The organism is Nocardia sp., assembly GCF_025465275.1.
GTDB lineage: Bacteria > Actinomycetota > Actinomycetes > Mycobacteriales > Mycobacteriaceae > Nocardia.
Genome location: NZ_JAODNK010000086.1, coordinates 1 through 16,792, shown reverse-complemented (window position 1 = coordinate 16,792; position 16,792 = coordinate 1). Strand labels below are relative to the sequence as shown.

At 68.1% G+C, this 16,792-nt stretch carries 15 protein-coding genes; 5 read left to right on the top strand and 10 right to left on the bottom strand.

All coding sequences use genetic code 11. The features are described from left to right. Positions 1 to 81: 81 nt before the first annotated feature. The gene (locus JWN03_RS20450) at positions 82 to 978 is read left to right on the top strand and encodes an SDR family oxidoreductase (RefSeq protein WP_297617265.1); all 897 of its coding nucleotides are present in this window, start codon (positions 82 to 84) and stop codon (positions 976 to 978) included. A 223-nt stretch (positions 979 to 1,201) separates the two neighbouring features. On the opposite strand, the gene JWN03_RS20445 is transcribed toward JWN03_RS20450, so the two are convergent. Then, positions 1,202 to 2,107 (bottom strand): alpha/beta fold hydrolase, encoded by a 906-nt coding sequence (locus tag JWN03_RS20445; protein ID WP_297617262.1) that lies wholly within the window; start codon positions 2,105 to 2,107, stop codon positions 1,202 to 1,204. A 383-nt stretch (positions 2,108 to 2,490) separates the two neighbouring features. Next, positions 2,491 to 5,448 carry a crotonase/enoyl-CoA hydratase family protein gene (locus tag JWN03_RS20440; RefSeq protein WP_297617259.1) on the bottom strand — a complete coding sequence of 986 codons (2,958 nt, stop codon included), beginning with the start codon at positions 5,446 to 5,448 and terminating at the stop codon, positions 2,491 to 2,493. 574 nt (positions 5,449 to 6,022) lie between these two features. Between JWN03_RS20440 and JWN03_RS20435 the strand changes: the two genes are divergently transcribed. Continuing rightward, positions 6,023 to 6,289 carry a Tn3 family transposase gene (locus tag JWN03_RS20435; RefSeq protein WP_366914454.1) on the top strand — a complete coding sequence of 89 codons (267 nt, stop codon included), beginning with the start codon at positions 6,023 to 6,025 and terminating at the stop codon, positions 6,287 to 6,289. Between the two features lie 182 nt (positions 6,290 to 6,471). Here the strand turns inward: JWN03_RS20435 and JWN03_RS20430 are convergent, their stop codons facing one another. From JWN03_RS20430 to JWN03_RS20420, 3 genes are read right to left on the bottom strand one after another with little or no spacing between them, the layout of a single operon-like run. Beyond that, positions 6,472 to 7,674: an alpha/beta hydrolase family protein gene (locus JWN03_RS20430; protein ID WP_297617253.1), complete on the bottom strand. Its 1,203-nt coding sequence runs from the start codon at positions 7,672 to 7,674 to the stop codon at positions 6,472 to 6,474. Then, positions 7,671 to 8,513: an NmrA family NAD(P)-binding protein gene (locus JWN03_RS20425; RefSeq protein ID WP_297617250.1), complete on the bottom strand. Its 843-nt coding sequence runs from the start codon at positions 8,511 to 8,513 to the stop codon at positions 7,671 to 7,673. The genes JWN03_RS20430 and JWN03_RS20425 overlap by 4 nt, the downstream gene beginning before the upstream one ends. Further along, on the bottom strand, positions 8,510 to 8,935 hold the full coding sequence (locus JWN03_RS20420; RefSeq protein WP_297617247.1) for a nuclear transport factor 2 family protein: 426 nt from the start codon (positions 8,933 to 8,935) through the stop codon (positions 8,510 to 8,512). The genes JWN03_RS20425 and JWN03_RS20420 overlap by 4 nt, the downstream gene beginning before the upstream one ends. An 88-nt stretch (positions 8,936 to 9,023) precedes the next feature. On the opposite strand from JWN03_RS20420, the gene JWN03_RS20415 reads away from it, so the two are divergent. Further along, the gene (locus tag JWN03_RS20415) at positions 9,024 to 9,632 is read left to right on the top strand and encodes a TetR/AcrR family transcriptional regulator (protein WP_297617244.1); all 609 of its coding nucleotides are present in this window, start codon (positions 9,024 to 9,026) and stop codon (positions 9,630 to 9,632) included. A 307-nt stretch (positions 9,633 to 9,939) separates the two neighbouring features. Here the strand turns inward: JWN03_RS20415 and mshC are convergent, their stop codons facing one another. The 5 genes from mshC to JWN03_RS20390 form a co-directional block, all read right to left on the bottom strand. Continuing rightward, positions 9,940 to 11,178, bottom strand: coding sequence for a cysteine--1-D-myo-inosityl 2-amino-2-deoxy-alpha-D-glucopyranoside ligase (gene mshC, locus JWN03_RS20410; RefSeq protein ID WP_297617241.1), 1,239 nt, complete (start codon positions 11,176 to 11,178; stop codon positions 9,940 to 9,942). Between the two features lie 259 nt (positions 11,179 to 11,437). After that, a complete protein-coding gene (locus tag JWN03_RS20405; RefSeq protein ID WP_297617238.1) occupies positions 11,438 to 12,223 on the bottom strand; it encodes an SCO1664 family protein in 786 nt (261 codons plus the stop codon). A gap of 3 nt (positions 12,224 to 12,226) precedes the next feature. After that, complete coding sequence (locus JWN03_RS20400; RefSeq protein ID WP_297617235.1) at positions 12,227 to 12,814, bottom strand: DUF3090 domain-containing protein; 588 nt, start codon at positions 12,812 to 12,814, stop codon at positions 12,227 to 12,229. Between the two features lie 26 nt (positions 12,815 to 12,840). Further along, entirely contained in the window at positions 12,841 to 13,575 is a 735-nt protein-coding gene (locus JWN03_RS20395) for a histidine phosphatase family protein (protein WP_297617232.1), read from the bottom strand. Positions 13,576 to 13,591: 16 nt separating this feature from the next. Further along, positions 13,592 to 14,527 (bottom strand): undecaprenyl-diphosphate phosphatase, encoded by a 936-nt coding sequence (locus tag JWN03_RS20390; RefSeq protein WP_366914456.1) that lies wholly within the window; start codon positions 14,525 to 14,527, stop codon positions 13,592 to 13,594. Between the two features lie 209 nt (positions 14,528 to 14,736). Between JWN03_RS20390 and JWN03_RS20385 the strand changes: the two genes are divergently transcribed. Continuing rightward, positions 14,737 to 15,693: an aldo/keto reductase gene (locus JWN03_RS20385; RefSeq protein ID WP_297617226.1), complete on the top strand. Its 957-nt coding sequence runs from the start codon at positions 14,737 to 14,739 to the stop codon at positions 15,691 to 15,693. A gap of 21 nt (positions 15,694 to 15,714) precedes the next feature. Next, entirely contained in the window at positions 15,715 to 16,758 is a 1,044-nt protein-coding gene (locus JWN03_RS20380) for a heme/hemin ABC transporter substrate-binding protein (protein ID WP_297617224.1), read from the top strand. Positions 16,759 to 16,792 lie beyond the last annotated feature (34 nt).

The window sequence follows — 16,792 nt, the reverse complement described above, 5'->3', positions numbered from 1 at the left end:
CAGTGACTGACATCAGTTGCGGTACCCACCGCTCGGATCAATCGCCCCGTTCACCGGCGGGGCGGCGTAGGAGATCACACCATGCACGTTTTCGTCACTGGAGCCTCCGGATGGATCGGCTCCGCCACGGTCGATGCACTGATTGCCCACGGCCACAAGGTTTCCGGACTGGCCAGGTCCGACGCCTCCGCCGCGGCCCTCGAAGCCCAAGGCGTCCATGTCCGCCGCGGGGACCTGGACGACCTCGGGAGCATCCGCGCCGGCGCGCAGGACGCCGAGGCCGTCATCCATCTCGCGAACAAACATGACTTCGCCAACCCGGCCGTGTCGAGCGCGGCCGAGCGGGCCGCAGTGCAGACCATCGGCGACACCCTCGCAGGCAGCGACCGGCCGTTCCTGTTCGCAGCGGGCGTCGCCGGCCTCGCGCAGGGCAGGCCCGCCACCGAGGACGACGCGTCCCCGGCACACGGCCCGGACTCCCCGCGCGGCGGCAGCGAGAACCTGGGGCTCGAGTTCGTCGACCGTGGCGTGCACAGTGTGAGCCTGCGCTTCGCACCCACCGTGCACGGCACCCGCGACCACGGATTCATCGCGATCATCGCCGCGGTCGCCCGCGCGAAGGGCCTCTCCGGCTACCCCGGTGACGGGACCAACCGATGGGCCGCCGTGCACCGATCCGACGCGGCTCGCCTCACCGCCCTCGGCCTCGAGAAGGCGCCTGCGGGCGCCCGCCTGCATGCGGTCGCCGAACAGGGTGTCACCACCCGCGAGATCGCGGAGGCGATCGGCCGCAGGTTCGACCTGCCCGTCGCCTCGATCGCCCCCGAGGACCTCCAGGACCACTTCGGCTGGATGAGCACCTTCTTCGCCATGGACTTGGCATCGAGCAGCACCCGAACGCGGGAACTGCTCGGCTGGACGCCCACCGGACCGACCCTCATCGAGGACATCGACGCCGGCGCGTACTCGGGGCACTGACCGGATCGGCGGCCCATGCGTCTCGGACCACCGAATCACTCTCGACCGGGCAACATCTCGAACTGCGTGCGATTCGGCGATAACTACCGCGAACCCCGGCAGCGGCTACAGGCGCAGTCCGGTGGCCTGGGCTCTCGTCGACGGCCGCTGCCGCAACCGAATCGGCGCACCCACGTGTGGGCGTGGTCTGCTCGGAATCGGGCTCACAGCTGAGGAATCGGGTCTATGGCCAACGGGAATGCGCGTGCAGGTGTGGCAGCAGGTGTGCGGCGACGGCTGCGGGCTGTTCGGCATGCAGGAAGTGGCCGCTGTCGGGGATCTGTGCGGCGGGGACACCGGCGCTTACGGAGAGGACGCGTTGCAGATCCGGTGACATGCACCCGTCGCGCTGCCCGGCCAGGGCGAGGGTCGGGATCGGGGCGGGGGCGGCGAGCAGCAGGCGATGGAATTCCCGGGTCGGGGCGCGATGCACCGTGAACAGGGAGCGGTAGTAGCGGGTGGTCGCCCACGCCGTTTCGCGGTCGGTGAAAACGCTTGCGGTGGGCGCGAATTCGGCGTCGGTGAACTCCCAGCCCGGTGACCAGCGCTGCCACAGCCGCCGCACGAATGCCGCACCGTCACGATTCAGCAGCCGCGGCGAGGCTCCCGATTGCATGACCGGGATGTAGGAGGACATCAGCACCTGTCGTGGCAGATACCGTGCGGCCCCCGGCGCGAACCCGCCACCGAACGGCGGAATCGCCAGCAATGTCAGCGAAAGCCATTGCTTCGGATGCTGTTTCGCCAAAATCGTGGCAGCGAACGCACCCCAATCGTGACCGACCAGATGGGTCGGCGGCCCACCCAGCGCACGATGCCAGGCGGCAATATCCTCGGCCACCGCCATCAGGTCGTACCGTGCGCCCCGCACCGCCGAATCGGGCGTATACCCGCGCAACCACGGCGTCAGCACCTGATACCCGGCACCCACCAGCGCCGGAATCAGCCCGTCCCAACTGTGCGGGGTATCGGGAAACCCGTGCAACAGCATCACCAGCGGCCCGTCATCGGCGCCGAAATGCCGGGCCGACAACACCATCCCGTCACGGCGCAGTTCGAGCGCGGACTCACCGGAATCAGCCGATGTCATAGGTACCTCTCTTCGAACTCGGCCACCGCTCACGTTCCGGGCGAGGCCGTCGATCATTCACATACCAGCGCTCCCGGCCGCGTGACCGGCCGAGAACAGCTGTGCGACACCATATTTGCTCACCGCTCGATCCGCGCGATCGCCCGCGATTGCATCCGCTCAGTGGGAGCGTCACCGCCGTCCCGCCCGATGCCAAAGCTATTGCCGTCCCGTACGTCCGGAGTGCCCGCCGACGTACCGCATCCGCCGCGGGTGTCACACCCGGCGCAGTTCGTCAGCATGCGACCACGCCGGGCTCGACCCGCCAGCCGCGATCGGCGGTGCCATCCCGCCGCGGTGAGATTCCTCGATGTGAGGGATATCGAGCGCATGGAGGTCCGGCGTCAGCGGCCGCGCCACACCGGGGAGCGTTTTTCGACGAAGGCGCGCATACCTTCGCCGGCATCTTCGGAGGACAGGGCGGCCGCGGCGACCTGGCCCTGACGGGAGAAGGCTTCGGCGGTGGACCAATCCGGGCACTGGTCGATGATCTGCTTGCCCGCCTCGATGCTCAGGGGTGCGTTCACGGCGATGCGCTCGGCCAGCTCCAGCGCGGCGTCCAGGGCCTTGCCCGGTGCGGCGACCTGGTTGATCAGGCCCAGGGCGGCGGCGCGGGCGGCGGTGATGGGGTCACCGGTGAGCGTCAACTCCATGGCGAGGGCGCGGGGCAGGCGCTGGGACAGGCGCAGTACACCGCCGCCCACCGCGACCAGACCGCGTTTGACCTCGGGGATGCCGAACGTCGAATTCTCCGCGGCCACAATGAGATCGGCGGCCAGGGCCAGTTCACAGCCACCCGCCAGCGCGGGACCCTCCACCGCGGCGATGAGGGGTTTGCGCGGGGGCTGCGAGACGATGCCCAGGATGCCGCGCTTCTCGGTGATCGGCACCTCGCCGCGGGCGGCGGCCTTGAGATCCATTCCGGCACTGAAATATCCGCCCGCACCGGTGAGGATGGCGATCCGGGCATGCGGGTCGGCCTCGTAGGCGTCGATGGCGCGTTCCAGGCCCAGCGCGGTCGCCAGATCGATGGCATTGCGGGCATGCGGGCGATTGATCGTAATGATCATGACGTGGCCGCGGCGCTCGATGAGCACCGGCGCCGGGGGCGGTGCGGGCAACTCGAGGCGCTCGGTGCCGGTGACGCTGACCTGATCGCCGGTGACGGTCACCGGCAGACCCAGCCAGTCATCGTCGGTGAGAGCGGTCAAGGTGCCGGACTCGGTGGTGCGCACCAGGATTCGCTCACCCTTGTCGGTGAGCAGACTCAGGATGGCAGCCTCGGGCAGTCCGTCGCGGCCGTAGGGCAGCGTGTAGGCCTCCACCACGGCGGGACCCTCGTAGCCGGTGCGGGCGCGCCGGGCCGGGGGATGCTCGATCACCGGAGTCAGATGCCGATAGGCGGTCTCGGGCGGGGTCGCCGAATAGACGCCCATGGCGTGCTTGGTCAGATACCAGCCCAGCGAGGTGGCCAGCCCGAACGCGGCAGGGTCCTCCCGCAACCGCTGCACCAGGGTCGCGACCGCGTGCCCGCCGTAATTGTTGCCCGGCCCGCCACCGAAGGTCAGCCCGCCGGTCACCGACAGCGGACGCTTGGGATCGTCGATCGGCAAACCCAGTTCGCGTGCGGCGATCTGCACCGCCACCGGGAAGCAGGCGTACAGATCGACATGAGTCAGGTCCTCGGCGCTCAGCCCGGTGTGCTCGAGCACCGCCGCACCCAGCGCATGGATCGCCGGGGAGGCCGCCAATTCGGTGCGCTCGGTGACGAACCACTCGTCGGCGCCCGAGGCCCCCGCATGCAGGAACACCCACTTGTCCTGCGGAATACCGGCTGCCTCCGCGGCGGCGGCGCTGCACATGATGATGCCGCTGGCCATATCGACGGTCAGGTTGGCGCATTCGAGTTTCGTATACGGCGCGGAGATCATGCGATTGGATTCGGTGACGGTCGCGATCTCGGCGGGGCCGGCCTCGTGCGGCTGCCACGCATTCGGATTCGCCGCCGCCACCGCCGACAATCGCGACCACAACTCGGCGACGGCCTGCGCATGCTCGGCCGGGGTGTGGCCCAGGCGATGCCGGTTCGCCGACTCCAGCAAGGCGTACATATTGATCGGGGCCAGCAGGCCCGCCGCGGTCTCGGCGCCATTGTTGGCAGGCTTGTCGATGCCGACGGTGCGGGTGGGCCGCACGGCCGAATCCTGCACCGGCCATGGCAGTTCGATTCCCGCACGCTGCGCCGCCGCCTGCGTGGCACCGGCCTCGGCGCCGGTCACCAGCACGATGTCGTAGTCACCGGCCGCGATCGCGGCCGCCGCCTCATTGATCACCAGCTGGCCGCCGTCACCACCGAACGGACTCGACTGCACGGTATCGACCTGCCCCGCACCGACCGCGGCAGCGACCAGCGCACCCAGATCCCGGTACTGCCAGGACGTCGGGGCCACGGTGAACACCGCATCCGCGCGCGCCAGCAGAGCGTGCCCGGCACCGGTATCGACGGCCGCCTGGCGCAGGGCGCGCACCGCCAGCGCCGACGGATCCACATACCCCGAGTCCGGAACCCGGTTCACCACCTGACCCACACCCACCAGCACCGGTGTCGTCGGCGCGAGCACCACACCGGAAGCCTTGTGCCGCACCGCCTTACGAGAGGGCCGTGAACTGGTGCCGGAATCGGCGACCTTCGCGGGCAGGGCGGCCAGGGAATCACGCAGCGAATCACCGAGACTGCGCGCCACCGTCGCCCCGAGCGGACCGTCGATCGGCTGCCCGGCCAAACCCGCATCCAGGTACACGATCGCACCAGGCCCCTGCGCCGCGACCGTGATCCACAAACCGAGGGTCAACCCCTGCGGCCCGGTGCCACGCAACTGCAACCCCGCATCGCCGGTCTCGACCACCGTCCACCGCAGCTCCGCGGGAATGCCCATGAATTTCGCGACCTGCCCGAACTGCTGCCCGGCCTCGGCCTGCCCGGGAGCCTCCCCGCGCCAGCCCGCATGGAAGGTGATCCACTCCGGAATCTGCTGCAAATCCAGCAGATACGCCAGTGTCGCCGCCGCATCGCTGTCCACACCCTGCTGCGCGTGCGCACTGCGGGTGAACTCGCTCAACCCGGCGGGCGGAATATGCTCCCCGAGGTCTACCGGCTCCTCCTGGGCGGCACGCCCGGTGAATCCGGCGACCAGATCACGCACGATCCGTGGATCCCGGCGCACCGCCCCCAGCAGATCACCGCCCGCACGCAGCTGCTTGCGCACAGCACGGAATTTATCGAACCCGGGTACCGCAGTCACCGTCGAACCTCCTCATTGAGGATGAGAGCATTTAGGCCTCACCGTATCGCCAACACGCCGTGAGCGGGAGAGGGCGCAGACAACTGCCCCGCCCCAGCCTCGCGACCAGCAATCCCCTTGCCGCCCACCGCAGGATCGATGATCAGCACGGCAGAGGTGAACGTGGTCGGCGCGGCGCGGCCTGAGCGGTCGCAAAACCGCGTGGGCGGCAAAATTTGCTGCCGTGCGCCGATTCCTGACCGCTCAGGCCGGATGCGGCGATACGCAGGCCGCCGAGCACCCGCTGTCCGTCGGCAGGGACGGTAACCGGCCCACAGCACCAGGCCCCGTACCTGCCGCGAGATAGCCGGCGGGGGCGGAGCGCGCGCCGCAGGTGTGGGTGCTGAGCCCGCTGTGCACACCGGCCGCGCGGTCCAGCCGATCGCCCGTTGGGCAAGAACGACTGTCGCCGATCCGCGAAGGGGCCACTCGTGTACGAGAACTCGAAGGCCCGCGCTGCCGGAGTGGGGGGTTCCGGTAGGAATCGCCGAAAGAACAACGGATAGGCGTAATCCTTTGGTGGAGAATTAGTTTCGTGCTCGGGATGCAGGTTTGGGCTGGTAGTGCTTGGCTTGGCGCTGATGCGGTAATCGCCTGGACGACAGAGTATTTCGGGCTCGCGGTGGAGCAGATGCGGCGTGAGGGCCGCCGGGTGGATGACGAGGTGCTGGCTCATGTGTCCCCGGCGCACAGCGAGAACATCAACTTCTTCGGTGCGATAGAGGTCGACATCGATGCCGAACTGGCCCAGCTCGGGCCTACCGGGTACCGGCCACTACGCGTGCGAGACACCCTGTTCTGATCGGGGTCCGAAACATCGGCGAGAGCCGCCACCCTTTTGGGTGCTCGACCTCGATCCGCCGGCGCGATGCGGACCACCCGGCTGGACCTGGGACCCCGCGTTGCCCCTGGATGCCCTGCCACCTGAGAGGCGATTCGTTTCCGATGTGCGCAACCCCAACGATCCGCATGACGTTGGACGGGTCAGATCGTGTCGTCGAGCCAGTCGAAGATGCGTGCCACCGCCAGGCGAAGCGCGCCCGGGTGGCAGTGGGCGTCGCCGCCTTCTTCCTCGGTGAAGCTCAAGAGCTTTTTCGGCGCGGTGAGGTGCCGGTATAGCTTGCGAGCGTCGGACTCGTTGCCGGCGGAGTAGAACAGGTCAGCGGTCGCCTCACACACCAGCACGGGGCAGGTGATCTTTTCCGCGCTTCCGTCGCCCAGGTTGTAGCGGGCGTACGCGGCCAGGAATTTCCGGTCGGTCGAGGTCCCCGTGACGTAGCGCCCGTGGTCGCAGGCCCAGCGCAGAGTCGGGCTCTGCTCACGGGCGTCGGCGATCATCCGGTCCAATTCCTCGTCGTGCTCGGCTGCCGCGCGCTGGACCACCTCATCGTGCGGCAGCGGGAGGTGCGCGGTCAAAGCGGAAACGGCGTCGAAGACACCGTCGACAGCGGCGACGGCGGCCAGGCGTGGCTCATAGGCCGCCGCGCGGGGCGCTAGGTAGCCGCCGAGACTGACGCCGAGCAGCGCGATGCGGGCCGGGTCGACGCTCGGGTCGTGGGTGAGGAAGTCCAGGACGGGACCGACCACGTTCTCCCAGTCCGGTCGAAAGGTCAGCCCGTCCCGGTGGATGGCCGCAGGCTGCCCGGGGCCGTCGAAGGTCAGGACGTGGTACCCACGTTCCTGTCCGCCGACAGCGCCGGAGAAATGCAACTCCTCGGCGGCGCCGTCGAATCCGTTGTGCATGACCACGGTCGGCTTCGGGCCCTCACCCGTCGCCCGATAGAAGTAGCCGTGCAACACGGTGCCCTCATACGGGATCTGTACGGGGGTGATACCGGGGATGCTGGTGACGGCATCACGGAAACAAGCGACACCACGCTGGTAGGCGTGGTCGATGCGGGGGTCGCTGGGGTTGCCGTGCAGGAAGAACTCGGCCGCCCGGTAGTAGGTGGAAGCACGCAGTAGCCCGTCCCGGGCACTGACAGGGTGGCTTGCGCGGGCCTCGGCCTCCAGACGCTGGGCGGTGGACAGCCAGGCATCGTGCCAGCCGTCGTAGTCCCCTGAGGTGACCTGCGAGGCGGTTGCGACGACTTCACCGACGTCCGAGCCGCCGTAGACGGCCAGGCCGAGAGTGCGCAGAGTCTCGAACCAGAACTGCTGATCGTCTGGGAACATCAGCTGCTTCATCGCAGCATCTCCCTTTCACAAAGCGTGCGCAAAGCCCGCGCGGGCCGACCGGTGAGGCGCTGGACAGTGTCGGTGACGCGGTCCTCCGCCCCCTCGGCAATGGCACGGTCCATGCCGGCCAGCATCACGGCGAACTCCACCGGGACCACCGCCGTGAGGCGATCGCGCAACTGCTCGTAGGACAGACCGCGGTGGACCACGGGCCGACCGGTGACCTCGGTGACGATCGAGGCGACCTCGTCGTAGCTGAGGGCCTCAGGCCCGGTGAGGACGAGGTCGGTATTGGGGGCTTGCTGGTCGGTCAGAGCGTGGACGGCGACGGCCGCGATGTCCTCGGCGTCGATGAAGCCGACCCGGCCGCTCCCGGTCGCGGTCCAGATAATGCCGTCTTCACGGACGCTCAGGGCGTGCGCGTGCGTGCCGGTGAAGTTCTGCATGAACCACGAGGGCCGCAGCACCGCCCACTGTTCGAACAGATCGGGCAGGGCCTGATGCACCGTTCCCACCGCAGGGCCACCCTCGGGTATGGCCGAGGAGCTCAGCAGCACCGCGCGATGTACACCGCCGGTGCGGGCCTGCCGGAGGAAAGGCAGCATGACCGGTGCCGGGTCGGACTCGCCCACGGGCGGTATGAGATAGATGCGGTCGACGCCGTCGAGGGCGGCAGTGTGGGTGGCCGGGTCGTACCAGTCGAACAGAACCGGCTCGGCGCCCGGGATCGGGGTGGCTTGACGGCTGGCCGCTTTGACACGGTGACCGGCGGCCGTCAGCTGCGCTGTGGTGCGGCTGCCGGTGGTGCCGGTGGCGCCGATGACCAAAGTGGCGCCGGTGGTGGTCATCGGCGGCTCCCGGTGAAGTCGGTGCCGGGTTCGAGGACGGCCAGGGGATTCCAGTAGTCACGGTAGGAGACGATGTGCCCGTCCTGAACCGTGACTACGGCGATGTAGGTCATGTCGAAGGGAGCGTCGGTCTGCACCAGACGGCCGACGCCGCGCATCTCGACCACGATGGTGTCCGGATCGGTGGTCTGGTGGATCCGCAGGTCAGGGAAGTCGTGCAGATCGATGTGATCGGGGTAGCTGCGCATGTAGGCCGCGATGGCCTCCTTGCCCTCCAGCCGCTCGGACCAGCCCGGTGGAGCGAAGGGGAACTCCATGATGCCGTCCTCGGCCCACAGGCCCACCCACCCGGCGATGTTCTTGTCCAGTAGCAGCCTCAGGCTGTGGCGGTAGAGATCCGCCGGAGAAGTCGGTGCGGACATTGCTCTCCTTCCATCGCATAGAATCCGGACCTTAGGTCCGCTTTTGACGATACGGACCCTGGGTCCGCTTTGCAAACGGAGGAACCGCATGCCCGAGCACAAGGTCCGCAAGGACGCCGCCCGTAACCGGAATGCCGTCCTCGCGGCCGCCGACACCCTCTTCGCCCGCGGCGAGAGTCCCGACGACATCACCATGGCCGACATCGCAGCAGCGGCCGGCGTCGGCAAGGGCACGCTCTTCCGGGCCTTCGGCGACCGCGCCGGGCTGCTCCGCGCGCTGTACGAGGCGCGACTCGAACCGATCAGGAAGGCCATCGAAGCCGGACCACCTCCCTTGGGGCCCGCTACCCCACCGCACCAGCGCGTGCCCGCCCTGCTAGACGCTGTCCTGTGTTTCAAACTCGACAACCGGCGCCTCGCGCTGGCCCTGGAGGAAAGCGGGAGCAGCAGCCCGTATCAGGCCGAGCATTACGTGCGGTGGCACGGCTTGGTCCAAGCCGTACTGGAGCAGATCCCCGGCCTGACCGACAGCGACTTCACCGCCCACGCCCTACTCGCCGCCATCCGAGCGGACCTCGTCGAGCAACTGGCCGGACAAGAGCGCATACCGCGCGAAAGGATGCGGGCGCAGCTGGCGAACTTCGCCACCAGGGTCCTGGACTCCGACCCGCAACAGGGGTTGGTCGCCGAGCCCTGATCGAGAATCGGGCGAGTTCTTGACGGGTAGGGCTTCTCACAAACGATCAGGTGCGAGAGCTCTGCGAGCGTCTCCGCGGCGATCACGAAATCGCAGGCCACCACTCGCAAAAGTCCTCTCGAAACCCGCACATTGTGCAGGCGCAAGTTCTTCAGCACCCCAACGACGATTAAGTCAGCAAGCCTCCCTGACCAGGGCCTACGCCATATCCGTTGTTTTTTCGGCGATTACTACCGGAACCCCAGTGGGCGTAGCGGGGGCCTTCGATGAGACGAGCTATGTGTGAGTGGATCCCGAGGGTCCTCGACTACAGGGTGATGCCCAGCAGGGCGTCGACCGCGTCGCGGATCAGGCCGGGGGCGGAGGTGTCCGGGCCGCCGTACTCGAGGGCCTGCTGGGCCCAGCTGTCCACGGCGGCAAGGGCTTTGGGAGTGTCGAGGTCGTCGGCCAGGTGCTGGCGCAGGCGGGCGACGGTGTCTTCGGCGGGCGGGCCCGAGGGGAGCGCGGCGGCGGAGCGCCAGCGGTCGAGGCGGGAGAGGGCTTCGGTCAGGACTGCGTCGGACCATTCACGGTCTTGGCGGTAGTGGCCGGAGAACAGCCCGAGCCGGATGGCGGAGGGGTCGGTGCCGGAGCGGCGCAGCTTGGAGACCAGCACAAGATTGCCGCGGGATTTGGACATTTTCTCGCCGTCCAGGCCGATGAGGCCGGCATGCACGTAGTGGCGGGCGAAGCGGCGGCCCTTCACGAGGGCTTCGGCGTGCGCGGAGGAGTACTCGTGGTGCGGGTAGATCAGGTCGCTGCCGCCACCCTGGATATCGAATTCGGTGCCGACCCGGTTCAAGGCGATCGCCGCACACTCGACATGCCAGCCGGGACGGCCCGCACCGAAGGGCGCCGGCCAGGACGGTTCACCCGGGCGCTCGGCCCGCCACAGCAGCGCGTCGATGGGATCGCGTTTGCCCGCGCGCTGCGGGTCGCCGCCGCGCTCGGCGAACAACCGGTCCATCGTCGCCCGGTCGTAGCCGGACTCGTAGCCGAACTGCTCGGTGGCGTCGTGGCGGAAGTAGATATCGGGGTACTGCGGATCGTCGACCACATACGCGGCCCCCGACGCCAGCAGTTTGTCGACCAGTTCGACCACCTCCTGCACCGATTCGATCGCGCCGACGTACTGTGCGGGCGGCACCACGCGCAGCGCCTCCATGTCCTCACGGAACAGGTTGATCTCCCGGGTGCCCAGATCGCGCCAGTCGATGCCGTCACGGTCGGCGCGCTCGAACAGGGGATCGTCGACATCGGTGACGTTCTGCACGTAGTGCACCTCGTGCCCGGCATCGCGCCACAAACGGTTGACCAGATCGAAGGTCAGGTAGGTGGCGGCGTGCCCGAGGTGGGTGGCGTCGTACGGGGTGATGCCGCAGACGTACATGGTGGCGGTCTTACCCGGGGTCACCGGGCGCACCTGCCGGTCGGCGGTGTCGAACAAACGTAACGCCGGTCCGGATCCGGGGACGGTCGGGACAGCGGTATCGGACCAGGACTGCATGAATCGAGATTAACTGTGTGACCGGCGTCCAAGGCGCGCGCCCCCGGTCACCGGTACCCCGGACCACCCGGGAACGACAGTGCCGACCTGCACTTCAATGGGGTGATAGCGCACGTCAATGGTTGAAATCATGATGCAAGCAACGTTTTCTGAATCAGACACAGCTGAATCAGACACAGCTGAATCAGACACAGCCGGATCAGACACAGCCGGATCAGACACAGCCGGATCAGACACAGCCGGATCAGACACAGCCGGATCAGAACGCGGGCCACGGAATGGGGCGTTGCCCCGTCGGTTGCGGGAGCACCGGTTGTTCCAGCAACGCCTGCCCGCGCGCCGCGAGCGCTTCCACTTCCGCGTCGGTGATCAACTCCGACAGTCGCCCGCCCAGCTCACCGGAGATCGCTTTCACCAAAACTGTGATGTCGGTGAGCAATTCGTCGGCAAGCGTTTCTCCCGCCCACCCCCACAGCACCGTGCGCAGCTTCGGTTCAGTATTGAGGCAGATGCCGTGATCGACCCCGTACACCCGCCCGTCGTCCCCGGACAGCACATGACCGCCCTTGCGGTCGGCATTGTTGATCAGCACATCCAGGACCGCCATGCGCAGCAGTCGCGGATCGTCGGCATGCACCAGCGACACCGGATGACCCGAGGGATCCAGGGCGCGCAGCACCTCCCGATAGCCCTCGGGGATCTCTCCCACCGCGACCAGGTCCACCAGTTCCGGGCCCTCGTCGATGCTGTCGATCCAGCGCTGCACCATGCCCGGCCCGTACGGCCCGTCCCGCAGCACGGTCTCGGGAATCACGCCCCAGCCCAGGGCCTCCGACACCACGTAGGAGGCGACTTCGCGCTGTGCGAGGGTGCCGTCGGGGAAATCCCACAGCGGCCGTTCCCCGCGCACCGGTTTGTACACCACGCGCACGGCCGCTCCGCCGGACTCGGCGGGGTCGGTCTCGCACACCAGCGTCACATTGCTGGCGGTGGTGACCTGCCCGATCACCGTCAGATCGGCGGTGTGCAGCGGGTGGTCGGTCAAGATTCAGTCCTCTAGCTCGGTGGTGGCGCCGAAGATATCGCCCCGCTTGTACCCGTTGGTGCGTACACACATATGGCCGATGGGCGAGAGCGGTTCCCCGCACAGCGGACACGGTGGCCGGCCCGCCTCGATCACCCGCGTGGAACGCAAGGCGAATTCGCGCGCCTGGATCGGGGTCAGGAATACCCGCACTGCGTCGGGGCCCTCCTCGGTGTCATCGAGCACCACCGACTCGTCGACCTCGGTTTCGGTGATGGCCAGCAGCTCCACCACCACCGCGCCCGCATCCGCGTCCCAGCCCAAACCCATGGTGCCGACCCGGAATTCGGATTCGATGGGTGTGACCAGCGGTGCGACATCGCTGACAGCGGCCGCTTGCGGCGGCACCGGGGTGCCGAAGCGGCGCGCCACCTCGTCCAGCAGCAGACCCATCCGATCGGCCAGCACCTTCACCTGCTGCTTCTCCAGCAACACGCTCACCACGCGCGGGTCCTGCACGGCCTGCAGGTAGAAAGCGCGGTCGCCGGGCTCGCCGACGGTGCCGGCGATGAAACGATCGGGGGTGCGGAAAATATGGATTGCTCGGCCCATGGCACCTCCTGAAAGCTCACTCACCACTAAGACTCGGGGCGCTCCGTAACCCCATTATCGCCACTACCTGTAGTGCCCGTTTCGCCGCCGGGTACCGGTCCGGATCTCGATTCACCACCGGTGCGGGGCGAAATCGCCGCCAGTGTCGACAGATCCGTGCCGGTGTCGTTCAACCGCCACACGTACGGAGCGGTCGGACTGTAGCGGACCACGCTGATCGAGGCCGGCTCGACCACGATCCGCTGGAAACCGTCGAGATGGATGCCGAACGCATCCGCCAGCAACGACTTGATGACATCTCCGTGGGTGCACGCCACCCACAACACATCAGTACCGTGTTTCTCTGCCAACAGGCGGTCGTGTTCGCGCACAGCGGACACGGCACGGAACTGCACCTGCGCCAAACCTTCTCCGGAGGGGAATACCGCCGCCGACGCATGCTGCTGCACGATCTTCCACAGCGGCTCGCTGACCAGCTCGGACAGTGCCCGCCCGGTCCAGTCGCCGTAATCGACCTCGAGCAGCCGCTCCTCGGGTTCGGCTTCGATACCGAGCTTGTCCGCGAGCGGAGCGACGGTGCGCTGACACCGCAGCAGCGGCGAGGTCACGATGTGCTCGATCGGCAGCGCCCCGAGCCGCTGCGCGACCATCTGCGCTTGCTCACGCCCGCGGTCGGTCAGATCGACGCCCGCGCTGCGGCCGGCCAGAGTGTGGGCAGTGTTCGACGTGGAGACGCCGTGCCGCAACAGGATCACCGTCACCGGGACAGCCTACTGGTTAGGTCGCGGACACGACGCCGGTCGTCAGCAGCACCATGACCGTCAGACCCAGCACGATGCGGTAGCCGACGAACCAGTCCAGCGAGTGCTTGGTGACGAAGCGCAACAACCAGGCCACCGAGGCATAACCGACCACGAACGAGACGATGGTCGCGACCAGAATCTGGGTGCCCGACGCGTTGAGGCCCTCACCGGCGGGTTCGAACGCGTCCGGCAGGCTGAACAGGCCCGAGGCCACCACCGCCGGAATCGCCAGCAGGAACGAGAACCGAACGGCCGCGCCGCGAGTCAGGCCCAGGAACAGGCCCGCCGAGGAGGTGGCGCCCGATCGCGACACACCCGGGATGAGCGCCAGGCACTGCGCGAAACCCATGATGAGTCCATCGCGAGTGGTCAGTTCCTCGATCGGGCGCCGCTTGCTGCCGTAGTACTCCGCGACGGCGATCACCAGCGCGAACACGATGAGCATGGTCGAGATCAACCACAAATTGCGTGCGCCGGTACGGATCTGGTCCTTGAGCAGGAAACCCAGCACGCCGATCGGCACGGTGGCAATGATCACATACCAGCCGACGCGGTAGTCGAGCTCGCGCTGCTCGTCCTCGTCGAGCACGAATTCGATCGCACCGTCCTCGGTGTAGACGGGCAGATGTGTGGTCGGCTGCTCGTGCAGGGGCAGCTGCGGTGGGTGGTAGGCGGTCAGCTTCCACCACACAGTCGTGCACCACGCCACCAGGATTCGCCAGATGTCCTTGGCGAAGTACACCAGCACCGCGGCCTCGGTGCCGAGCTGCGTGACCGCGGTGAACGACGCGCCCGCATCGTCACCGAAGAACACCGCCGACACGATGCGCATGTGCGCCGAGGACGAAATCGGCAGAAACTCCGTCAAGCCCTGCACCAGACCCAAAATCAGGGCCTGCACCCACGTCATCGACTCGCCCACACACACTCCAGTTCCGAATCGTCGGCTGCCGGTACGCAATTGGCGCACCCGTACGCAAACTCGCCGCGACCCTACAGGCCGCGCCGCCGCCGCGGCCACGGCCACCGCGAACACCCGACGTGCCGCGCGAGGCATAGCGGGGCTGCGGGGACATGTGCGCTTAGGCTGACGCGTGTGACGAAAGTGCAAGCGCGGTGATGGAACAGCGGACGGTGGGGCGCAGCGGACTTCGAGTCTCCCGCCTCGGCCTGGCCACTCACACCTGGGGCAGAGAGACCGATACCGACGACGCGGCCGCACAATTGGTCGCCTTCGCCGAAGCGGGCGGCACTCTCGTCGACGCCTCACCCGCCTATTGCGATGGTGCGGCACAACGCATCCTCGGACCGCTGGTGCGGGAAATCGGGCGCGAGGATCTGGTGCTGAGTGTGTGCTCGGGGCAGACGCCGGTGCGTTCGGATCCGGCCGCCGGGCCCGCCCCGGTGCGCTGGAGGGTCGACGCCTCGCGGCGCACCATGATGCGCCAGCTCGATCAGACGCTGTCGCTGCTGGGCGCCGATCACCTGGATCTGTGGACCGTCGCGGCCTGGGATCCGCACACCCCGCTCGAAGAGGTCGCGGGCACACTCGAATACGCCGTGCGCACCGGGCGCGTGCGCTATGCCGGAGTGCGCGGCTACGACGGCTGGCAGCTGGCGACGCTCGCCGCGGCCGCGCCATTGACCGCCGCGCAAACCCCGTACTCGTTGCTGGCGCGGGGCGTCGAACACGAATTCGTCCCTGCCGCACAGCATCACGGGCTCGGCATCATCGCCACCGCACCGCTCGCGGGCGGCATTCTCACCGGTAAATACCGGGACGGGGTGCCCGCGGACTCGCGCGGCGCGGACGAGGCGACCGCCGCCGAAATCAATGCCGGCCTGGACGACCGCGCGGTGCGGGTCGTCGATGCGGTGGTGACCGCCGCCGACGGCCTGGGCACCTCACCGCTGGCGGTGGCGCTGGCGTGGATTCGCGACCAGCCGGGTGTGGCGACCATGGTGGTCGGCGCGCGCGATATCGGCCAGCTCACCGGCGTGCTGGCCGCGGAAACCCTGGAGCTGCCCCGGGCCATTGCCGCCGCACTGGGCGACGTCAGTGCACGGACAGAATGAGCCCTGGCTAGCCTTACCTGCATGAGGTGTTCCGTGAGTGCCCGATCCGGCGTCGTCCTGCGCACACTGCTGGTGCTGCTCGGGGCGACCGTGCTGATCGGCGCCACCGCCTGCACCAGCAGCAGCGGTCCGACGGCGGCGGGCCAGCGCGGGCCCGCCACCGCCGCCATCGCTGATACGAATCCGGTGCCGATCGGGCCTGAGCCGACCCCGACGTTGCCGGTGACGGTGCACTCCTTCGAAGGTGGCGACGTGACTGTCACCGATGCGAGCCGGATCATCGCGGTCGATCGGTACGGCACCCTCACCCAGACGGTGTACGCGCTCGGGCTGGGGTCGAAACTGGTGGGGCGCTCCACCTCCGCTGCGTTCCCGGCCGTCAAGGATGTACCGAACGTGGCCGGCGGATCGGGCAGCATGAGTGTGGAAGCTATTGCGGCGCAGCGTCCGTCGGTATTCCTCACCGACAGCACCAGTGCCACCCCGGTCATGCGTGATCAGCTGAAGGCATTGGGCATCACTGTCGTCTACTTCGACCCACAGCGCACCATGGACGCGGTCGTCCCGCAGATCGAAGCGGTTGCCAACGCGCTCGGCGTCCCCGATGCGGGCAAGAAGCTCGGCCAGCGCACCCACGACGAGATCGCCGCCGCCATCGCGACGGTGCCGCAGCAGGACCCGAAACTGCGCATGGCGTTCCTCTACCTGCGCAGCACCGCCATCACCATGATCGCGGGCCCCGGCTCCGGCGCGGATTCACTGGTCGCCGCGATCGGCGGCACCGACGCCGGCACCGCCTCGGGCGTCAAGGAACCCTTCGTCCCGATCACCAGCGAAGCCCTCATCGCCGCCGCCCCCGACGTCATCCTCGTCATGTCCGACGGCCTGGCCTCCGTAGGCGGCGTCGACGGCCTGGCAAAAATCCCCGGCATCGCCCAAACCCCCGCCGGCCGCAACAAACGCGTCGTCGACATGTCCGACGCCGTCCTGCTCAGCTTCGGCCCCAACACCGGCCGCGTAGTAGCCGCCCTCGCCAAGGCCGTCTACGGCGACAAAACGGCATGACCCACCGCCCCACCCCTCCCGACGCACAGGATTC

Excerpts from the sequence above, each read along its gene's own strand:
- JWN03_RS20450 (WP_297617265.1), top strand. The coding sequence starts at position 82 with ATGCACGTTTTCGTCACTGGAGCCTCCGGATGGATCGGCTCCGCCACG.
- JWN03_RS20445 (WP_297617262.1), bottom strand. The coding sequence starts at position 2,107 with ATGACATCGGCTGATTCCGGTGAGTCCGCGCTCGAACTGCGCCGTGAC.
- JWN03_RS20430 (WP_297617253.1), bottom strand. The coding sequence starts at position 7,674 with ATGAAGCAGCTGATGTTCCCAGACGATCAGCAGTTCTGGTTCGAGACT.
- JWN03_RS20425 (WP_297617250.1), bottom strand. The coding sequence starts at position 8,513 with ATGACCACCACCGGCGCCACTTTGGTCATCGGCGCCACCGGCACCACC.
- JWN03_RS20420 (WP_297617247.1), bottom strand. The coding sequence starts at position 8,935 with ATGTCCGCACCGACTTCTCCGGCGGATCTCTACCGCCACAGCCTGAGG.
- JWN03_RS20415 (WP_297617244.1), top strand. The coding sequence starts at position 9,024 with ATGCCCGAGCACAAGGTCCGCAAGGACGCCGCCCGTAACCGGAATGCC.
- mshC (WP_297617241.1), bottom strand. The coding sequence starts at position 11,178 with ATGCAGTCCTGGTCCGATACCGCTGTCCCGACCGTCCCCGGATCCGGA.
- JWN03_RS20400 (WP_297617235.1), bottom strand. The coding sequence starts at position 12,814 with ATGGGCCGAGCAATCCATATTTTCCGCACCCCCGATCGTTTCATCGCC.
- JWN03_RS20390 (WP_366914456.1), bottom strand. The coding sequence starts at position 14,527 with ATGACGTGGGTGCAGGCCCTGATTTTGGGTCTGGTGCAGGGCTTGACG.
- JWN03_RS20385 (WP_297617226.1), top strand. The coding sequence starts at position 14,737 with ATGGAACAGCGGACGGTGGGGCGCAGCGGACTTCGAGTCTCCCGCCTC.
- JWN03_RS20380 (WP_297617224.1), top strand. The coding sequence starts at position 15,715 with ATGAGGTGTTCCGTGAGTGCCCGATCCGGCGTCGTCCTGCGCACACTG.